We start from the raw sequence: 7998 nt of genomic DNA, 5'->3' as shown, positions 1-7998 counted from the left end.
CCGGGGCAGCGGAAACAGGCAGACAGGAGCGGCCGTTTGCTGCGCCATGACTGTATCACTTTCGGGTATTTCCGCTCCATTCCTCTTCCGGTCCGTCCAAAGCCGCTTCCGCCGCTTCGCGGTATATGGGTTTCAGCCTTTTGGCCTTTGCTGGCGACACAGCGCAAACTGTTGCGGATTTGGCGGGTGACGCACAATTGTACTCCGGTTTGCGGAAAGATACTGCGAACGGCTTCGTCAAAACCGGCCAAACCGTTTGCGCAGGCTGTTAGAATGTCTTTGATGCCGCGGTTGTTCAGGCCGGCCAATACTTCCAACCAATAACGCGCGCCTTCGCTTTCGGACAGGTAAAGACCGGGCAGTTCTTTACAGCGGTCCGAATTCAGACCGGGTACGGTGTAAACGGCTGTGCCGGCGTAGCGGCCTTTTATAGTGGACGGCATTGGCAGTTATGTTACCCTTCGAAAATGAAGATAACATACTGTAAATTATCTGAAAAAGTACAAAAGAAACAACTTGGGTTTTTATACCCAGAGTTACTGCCCGTCCGACTGCCGGTTTATTGGATATCCACCCCAATGCCACGCTGCCAAGGCCGTCTGAAATCCGGTTTGGGTTGGATTAAACATACCGTCTGCCAATGCCTTTAATGCTTTGGCTGCTGCGGATTCCGGATGGCGGGCCGGGTATCCCCGGATGATGCCCTGCCGGTGAAACGGGCCGGGTTGGAACGGAATACCGGGGGACAGGCTGTTCAGATCGCCAAACCCGCCTGCGCTAATGCCCCGTATACCCATCCCTTTTTCTTTAACAGCCCCTACTCCCGGCTACTAAAATATCTTCTGACAAATATAATCTTACCTCCTCTTCCCAAGCCCGGAGGGCATCATTTAATTCAGTGAATTTCCTCTCTATAGCTGTTTTACTAAATAACGGGCACAGAAATATCCAAATGCCCTCACTCCCGCTCAGGCAGGAATCCGGTTCCGTCGGGACGGGAACTTGTAAAAAATTACTGAAAACCCACGTTCCGGATTCCCGCCTGTGCGGGAATGACGGATTTCAGGTTTCAGACGGCATGGGAAAAACTTGTACTCATTTTTAAGTCAAACGGCAATAGCCGGTTCAGAAATACCATGACACCGAACCCGCGGCCGAAGGATGGTATTGGCGGCAGTCTTTTCCGATTAAATGGGCTTTGAAAGGGCCTGTTTGGTTTTACGGCGGATGGTTTTCCCGTTGCAGTGGTGAGCTTGACAGGCCTGCCTGCCGTGGGTGTATCCGTATGCGGGCAGCCCGGGGGATGCGGGTTTTGGGGTGGGGAGATACGTGTTACACAGGGGGCATTTATATCTTTGCCTGCCGTTTTTACGGCGGTTCTTCACCGGGCTGTTTTGATGGCAAAAAGGGCGCTTTTTATAAACATTGGCAAAAAACCGCTAATGCCTTGCTGTTTGCCTTCGTTAACCCGTTTGCAGGCTAATCCGAACACAGTTCGTTACAAACGGTTTTATCGTTTGTTTGATTAACCCTAATACGAAGGTTAAGTAAAGTGAATATTAATGCAACCTTATTTGCGCAGATCATCGTCTTTTTCGGTTTGGTTTGGTTCACCATGAAGTTTGTATGGCCGCCGATCGCAAAAGCGTTGGATGAGCGCGCTGCCAAAATTGCTGAGGGTTTGGCTGCTGCCGAGCGCGGTAAAAGTGATTTTGAGCAGGCAGAAAAGAAAGTTGCAGAACTCATGGCTGAAGGGCGTGGACAAGTTGCCGAAATGGTGGCTAACGCCGAAAAACGTGCTGCTGCAATTGTAGAGGAAGCTAAACAGCAAGCTTCCACAGAAGCCGCACGCATTACAGCACAGGCTAAAGCCGATGTTGAGCAGGAAATGCACCGTGCGCGTGAAGCTTTGCGTGAGCAAGTTGCCGCATTAGCTGTGAAAGGTGCAGAGTCTATTTTGCGTAGTGAAGTTGATGCTTCAAAACACGCAACAATGCTCATTGGCTTTTATGATAAAGTTTCTGGTGGTTTTTATCATCCTTAATGTCTAACTAGGCCAAAAATCTCAGTTTTTGATCTGATTGAATATTCAAATACTGTTAAAATTAGTGAAAAAGCCTATTTAAATAGGCTCAATCCAACCAAACAGGCCGTCTGAACATCAATATGTTCAGACGGCCTGTTTTAGGTCTTTAAGCCGGGCGGCAGGCAATCATATAGTTGGTGTCGGTCGTATCGCTGATGTGGTATTCTTTAGTCAGCAGATTGTATTTCATGCCCTTGCTGTCGATGACATCCAAACCTGCGTGGCGGCACATACGCGCCAATTCGGCCGGCGTGATGAATTTCTGCCAATCATGCGTGCCTTTCGGAACGAAGTTCAACACATATTCGGCACCGACAATCAAATGCAGATAAGATTTCGGATTGCGGTTGATGGTGGAAAAAAACACCATGCCGTCGGGTTTGACCAATTGTGCACAAGCTTTCACGATGGCAGCCGGATTGGGCACGTGTTCGAGCATTTCCATGCAAGTGACCACATCAAAAACATGTGGCTGTTCGGCGGCCAATTCTTCCACCGGCACGCAACGGTAAGCGATATTACCGATGTTGTATTCTACCGCGTGTACTTCGGCCACTTTCAGAGATTTTTCCGCCATGTCAATGCCGGTTATATGCGCCGCTCCCTGCTTGGCCATGCTTTCAGCCAAAATACCGCCGCCGCAGCCGACATCCAAAACCTGTTTGCCGCTCAACCGACTCAAGCGGTCGATATAGCCCAAGCGCAGCGGGTTAATGTCGTGTAGCGGTTTGAATTCGCTGTTTTTATCCCACCACTTTTCGGCGATTTGGCTGAACTTGGTGATTTCGTTGTCATCAACATTGAGTTGGGTTTCAGAGGCCATGGTCGGTTTCCTGATTGGACAGAATAGGGATTTTATAACAAAGCAGGGCAGAGCGGTAGGCCGTCTGAAACCTTCGACCTATTTAGACGGCTTTGATTTCAACCGTTTCGCTGATTTTTATCCACAAAACGCGCTTTTGCAGCGCACTTAATTTTTTGGTGGCGATTTCCTGCTTCAAGGCTTCGCTTTTGCTGAGTCCGTCTGAAAGCACACGCATGGCAATAGGTTTGTGAATGCGTGTGTATCGTGCACCTTTGCCCGTTTGGTGTGCTTGAAAACGCTTGGTCGGGTGGTTGGTGATGCCGCAGTAAAGCGATTCGTTGGTACACAAAATCAAATAAACGCACCAATTTTCAGCCGTCATTTTTCGCACTCCGCAACAAAGCTGTCTGAAACGCTACGGCAAGCATAAACAAACATCGAATCATGGGCATTTCAGACGGCCTGTAGCTTGGTTAATGTTCGCCTTCACGCAACCAATACGTTTTCTGGGCGAACATCAGTTGATTATCGGTAAATTTCACTTTGTCCAGCACCAAAACCCACACATCGCTTTTCATTACCCGTGCAACAGGATGGGCTTGATAAAACCGCGCGGCAGCGGATTTCCGTTCGACTTCGCTGGGCAAACATTTTGCTCGTGCTTGAAACTGAATGCCGTTGATTTGGGTAATGCTGTCGGGTTGTCCGGCGACCGTGCCGGCAATCTTGGGTTGCAACATCATATTGCTGCCGTGTTGCGTGTTTGGGGAAGTCAGCACAATCAGTTGCGCATTCACTTCGTCGAACGCATAAAAGCAGCACGCACTCCACAGTTCGCCTGAGGGTGATTGGGTGGCGATGCTGGCAACGTGGTTATGATGAAAAAATTTGACGATTTTGTGAGGTAGAGCGTTCATGCGATTCCTGGTCGTTTTATACGGCCTGAATGGTCGTATGATTGAGTGAAGCGGAAACCATGATACGCCGATATGTTTTGAATTTAAACCGTAGCATGGCGGCTTAGGATGCTTAATAAAGAAAGGCCGTCTGAAAACTAAACGGCATATGGTGCCTAAATATGCGGCAGCGGCATGGTATTTGATTTGTTGCTGTTTTCATATGTTCGGTTCATCTTCACCCCAGTGCGGCAAATCAGGCACATCAATGTCAAACATTTCTAAGGCGCGGCCGACGCTGTAGGTGATGATGTCGTCCACCGATTGCGGTTGTTGGTAAAACGCAGGCACAGGCGGGAAGATAATGCCGCCCATTTCGGTGACACGCTTCATATTGTCCAAATGCGCCAGATTCAACGGTGATTCGCGTACCATCAGCACCAAGCGGCGGCGTTCTTTCAATACCACATCTGCTGCCCGCGTGAGCAGGTTGTCATTACAACCATGGGCAATTGCTGCCAGAGAGCGCATGGAACACGGAGCGACCAACATGCCGGCGGTTCGGAACGAGCCGCTGGAAATCGCCGCGCCCAAATTGCCGATCGGGTAGATGGCATCTGCCATCGTCGCCACGGCTTCTTTAGAATAAGGTGTTTCCAGCATGCGTGTCATGTCCGCACCTTTGGAAATAACCAAATGTGTTTCGAGGTCGGGTAGGGGTTGCAGGATTTGCAGGGCTTTGTAGCCGTATTGGAAACCGCTTGCGCCGCTGATGCCGATGATGAGCCGCCGTATCATATAGAATTTTCCCGTATCAGGCCGTCTGAAAGTAGTATTATAGGATACAAATTGTCTATCCATAGTAATATCCGATAAAATAGCTAAAATAGTGCATGATTTGATAAGGCCGTCTGAAAACAAAGGATAACGTATGGCAAAAATGAAAGGCGGTTTGGGCCGCGGTTTAGATTCCCTGATTTCCAATGGTGTGGACAACAGCACCAATGACCGTCTGACCACCGTCGACATTAGCAATATCCAGCCCGGCCGCTATCAGGCGCGTGTGCAGATAGACGACGGAGCGCTGCAGGAGTTGGCTGATTCGATTAAAGCGCAGGGCGTCATTCAGCCGGTGATTGTGCGCGAACACGGTTTGTCGCAATATGAATTAATCGCCGGCGAGCGACGCTGGCGTGCTTCGCAATTGGCCGGTTTGACTGAGATTCCGGTAGTCATCAAAACCATTAGCGACGAAACTGCGCTGGCGATGGGTTTGATTGAAAACCTGCAACGCGAAAACCTCAATCCAATTGAAGAAGCACAAGGTTTGAAGCGATTGGTTGACGAATTCGGGTTGACGCACGAAACCGTAGCTAAGGCCGTCGGAAAAAGCCGTAGTGCGATTTCCAACAGCCTGCGTTTGCTGGGTTTGCCTGAACCGGTGCAGGAAATGCTGTACCAACGCCGTTTGGAAATGGGGCATGCGCGCGCATTATTGACGTTGCCGGTGGTGGACCAATTGGAATTGGCGCAAAAAGCCGTAAAAAATGGGTGGTCGGTGCGCGAAGTCGAACGCCGCAGCCAGCTTGCCCATCAAACCAAAGAAGCAGAGCCGAAGAAAACCATCAGCCCCGATGTGCAGCGATTGAATGATGTATTGACTGAGCATTTGGGGGTTAACGCCGAAATTAAAACCACCAACCAGAAAAAAGGCAAAATCGTGTTGCATTTCGACACGCCCGAAGCATTTGAATACCTGCTCAAGAAATTAGGCATTCAATACGACGCATAAAGCTTCATTTTAAGCAAAATACCAAAAAATTCAGGCCGAGTTACTTCAGCTGCATAAAAAATGACGTTTTAGGCCGTCTGAAATTTTCAGACGGCCTTATTAAAATCTGATTAAAATCAAAGGGCTTTCGATTTTTTACGTAACAAGCCAATCTAAATGGCGCATAAATTATTGTATTTTAATGGTAATGAAAATGTAACGATGTGTAATTTGTGTTAAAATCATTGGGAATAGCAGTTGCCAGATAAGCAATTTGCCTCAAACCGCTGAATCATTAAATAATGACGTTTCACAAACCTTAACAATCACTTGACGACACAGTACTTCTTGATTATAGTAGCCTCGCTTTGGCATTTTGGCTCAATTGCCTTAAAAATATGAAGCAGATTTTAATTTTACAAGCGATTGTCTTGTTTGCAGTTTCTTCCCTAAGCGCGATAATCGTAGGCAAAAGCGGTTTTTGGTCGGCATTGGCCGGCGGAGTCACCTATCTCATCCCTTCATCTACTGCAGTTTTACTTTTAAAGCTTGTTAAAAATAATCCTTACCTGCAAAGCAGGATGTTTATTTGGGGAGAGGTTTTAAAAGTAATGCTGTCGCTGGTGTTGATGCTGATTGTGTTTGCAATTTGGCATGAATCACTGGTTTTCCTTCCGTTTTTCTTCGGATTGCTCGGCGTCAGCCATTTGGTTTTTTTGTATTATTTGAGAGTTAAAGACTATGGCAGGTGAATCTATGACCGCTGCCGACTACATCAAGCACCACTTGCAAAGCTTGACCAGTTTGTCGGACGTAACCCAAGGCCAAGGCCTGAAAAATATCGCTGATTTTTCTTACATCAACTTGGATGCAATTTTCTTTGCCGCAATGTTGGGGATTGCCGGTAGCTTTATCTTATGGCGCGGTGCCAAGAAAGCAACTGCCGGTGTGCCCGGACGCTTTCAGGCTGCAGTAGAAATTCTGTTTGAGTTTGTGGATGATATGTGTAAAAGCATTATCCATGACGAGCAATCGCGCAAAGCCGTTGCCCCGTTGGGTCTGACCTTGTTTGTGTGGATTTTCCTGATGAATGCGATGGACTTGCTGCCGGTTGATTTATTGCCGCTGGCTTGGCAAGGTGTTGCCGGTGACCATCATGCATTATTGCGTGTCGTGCCGACCGCGGATTTGAATACCACCCTGGCTTTGGCCATCGGCGTTTTGATTATCTGCATTTACTACAATATTAAAATCAAAGGCTTTGGCGGTTGGATGCATGAAATGTTTAGTGCCCCGTTCGGTGCAAAATTAGCACCGGCCAACTTTCTGTTGAACATTGTAGAATTCTTATCGAAAACCGTATCACACGGCATGCGGTTGTTCGGTAACATGTATGCCGGTGAACTGGTATTCTTGCTGATTGCTTTGTTAGGTGGCGCTTGGGCGGCTTCCGGCAGCATTGGTGTAATGGATCCGATTTTGTTCGTATTCCACATTTTGGCCGGTTTGGCTTGGGCGATTTTCCATATTTTGGTGATTACCCTGCAGGCATTTATTTTTATGGCACTGGCGTTTGTATACATCGGCCAGGCGCACGACACACACTAAAACTTAGTAGATTTTTTTTTAAGTGGTTTTTAATTTTTCAACGTAGTTTTAACCTTTGTTTTCTTTTAAGGAGTTTTAAAAATGGGTTTGATTGCTATCGCATGTGGTTTGATCGTAGCTTTGGGCGCTTTAGGTGCTTCCATCGGTATCGCTATGGTAGGTTCTAAATACTTAGAATCTTCTGCTCGTCAGCCTGAATTGATTGGTCCATTGCAAACCAAACTGTTCCTGATCGCTGGTTTGATCGATGCGGCGTTCTTGATCGGTGTTGCCATTGCCTTGCTGTTTGCCTTCGTTAACCCGTTTGCAGGCTAATCCGAACACAGTTCGTTACAAACGGTTTTATCGTTTGTTTGATTAACCCTAATACGAAGGTTAAGTAAAGTGAATATTAATGCAACCTTATTTGCGCAGATCATCGTCTTTTTCGGTTTGGTTTGGTTCACCATGAAGTTTGTATGGCCGCCGATCGCAAAAGCGTTGGATGAGCGCGCTGCCAAAATTGCTGAGGGTTTGGCTGCTGCCGAGCGCGGTAAAAGTGATTTTGAGCAGGCAGAAAAGAAAGTTGCAGAACTCATGGCTGAAGGGCGTGGACAAGTTGCCGAAATGGTGGCTAACGCCGAAAAACGTGCTGCTGCAATTGTAGAGGAAGCTAAACAGCAAGCTTCCACAGAAGCCGCACGCATTACAGCACAGGCTAAAGCCGATGTTGAGCAGGAAATGCACCGTGCGCGTGAAGCTTTGCGTGAGCAAGTTGCCGCATTAGCTGTGAAAGGTGCAGAGTCTATTTTGCGTAGTGAAGTTGATGCTTCAAAACACGCAACAATGCTCA

At 47.8% G+C, this 7998-nt stretch carries 11 protein-coding genes and 1 pseudogene; 6 read left to right on the top strand and 6 right to left on the bottom strand.

Features of this window, described 5'->3' with window-relative positions; genetic code table 11:
• Both C7N83_RS12060 and C7N83_RS12055 read right to left on the bottom strand, forming a co-directional pair.
• Positions 1–425, bottom strand: a pseudogene (locus C7N83_RS12060) (transposase); the annotation flags it as partial.
• Positions 426–536: 111 nt separating this feature from the next.
• On the bottom strand, positions 537–797 hold the full coding sequence (locus tag C7N83_RS12055; RefSeq protein ID WP_106742927.1) for a hypothetical protein: 261 nt from the start codon (positions 795–797) through the stop codon (positions 537–539).
• 755 nt (positions 798–1552) lie between these two features.
• Between C7N83_RS12055 and C7N83_RS12045 the strand changes: the two genes are divergently transcribed.
• On the top strand, positions 1553–2044 hold the full coding sequence (locus tag C7N83_RS12045; protein ID WP_106742924.1) for a F0F1 ATP synthase subunit B: 492 nt from the start codon (positions 1553–1555) through the stop codon (positions 2042–2044).
• Positions 2045–2192: 148 nt separating this feature from the next.
• Here C7N83_RS12045 and ubiG read toward each other — a convergent pair whose 3' ends face one another.
• From ubiG to C7N83_RS12025, 4 genes are all read right to left on the bottom strand, one after another.
• On the bottom strand, positions 2193–2909 hold the full coding sequence (gene ubiG, locus C7N83_RS12040) for a bifunctional 2-polyprenyl-6-hydroxyphenol methylase/3-demethylubiquinol 3-O-methyltransferase UbiG (protein ID WP_106742923.1): 717 nt from the start codon (positions 2907–2909) through the stop codon (positions 2193–2195).
• 82 nt (positions 2910–2991) lie between these two features.
• Entirely contained in the window at positions 2992–3273 is a 282-nt protein-coding gene (locus tag C7N83_RS12035; protein WP_106742921.1) for a GIY-YIG nuclease family protein, read from the bottom strand.
• A gap of 91 nt (positions 3274–3364) precedes the next feature.
• The gene (locus tag C7N83_RS12030) at positions 3365–3808 is read right to left on the bottom strand and encodes a PNPOx family protein (protein WP_106742919.1); all 444 of its coding nucleotides are present in this window, start codon (positions 3806–3808) and stop codon (positions 3365–3367) included.
• Between the two features lie 198 nt (positions 3809–4006).
• Positions 4007–4585 carry a UbiX family flavin prenyltransferase gene (locus C7N83_RS12025; protein ID WP_106742918.1) on the bottom strand — a complete coding sequence of 193 codons (579 nt, stop codon included), beginning with the start codon at positions 4583–4585 and terminating at the stop codon, positions 4007–4009.
• A gap of 133 nt (positions 4586–4718) precedes the next feature.
• On the opposite strand from C7N83_RS12025, the gene C7N83_RS12020 reads away from it, so the two are divergent.
• From C7N83_RS12020 to C7N83_RS12000, 5 genes are all read left to right on the top strand, one after another.
• A complete protein-coding gene (locus C7N83_RS12020; protein WP_106742916.1) occupies positions 4719–5579 on the top strand; it encodes a ParB/RepB/Spo0J family partition protein in 861 nt (286 codons plus the stop codon).
• A 377-nt stretch (positions 5580–5956) separates the two neighbouring features.
• A complete protein-coding gene (locus tag C7N83_RS12015) occupies positions 5957–6310 on the top strand; it encodes an ATP synthase subunit I (protein WP_106742915.1) in 354 nt (117 codons plus the stop codon).
• The gene (atpB, locus tag C7N83_RS12010) at positions 6300–7166 is read left to right on the top strand and encodes a F0F1 ATP synthase subunit A (protein WP_106742913.1); all 867 of its coding nucleotides are present in this window, start codon (positions 6300–6302) and stop codon (positions 7164–7166) included. Before C7N83_RS12015 ends, atpB begins: the two co-directional genes overlap by 11 nt.
• An 81-nt stretch (positions 7167–7247) precedes the next feature.
• A complete protein-coding gene (gene atpE / locus C7N83_RS12005; RefSeq protein ID WP_004284425.1) occupies positions 7248–7481 on the top strand; it encodes a F0F1 ATP synthase subunit C in 234 nt (77 codons plus the stop codon).
• Positions 7482–7550: 69 nt separating this feature from the next.
• Positions 7551–7998, top strand: a 448-nt coding sequence (locus tag C7N83_RS12000) for a F0F1 ATP synthase subunit B (protein ID WP_106742912.1), incomplete at its 3' end; no start/stop codon positions are given.

Source organism: Neisseria iguanae, assembly GCF_003013245.1.
GTDB lineage: Bacteria > Pseudomonadota > Gammaproteobacteria > Burkholderiales > Neisseriaceae > Neisseria > Neisseria iguanae.
This window is presented reverse-complemented; position numbering and strand designations above follow the sequence as displayed.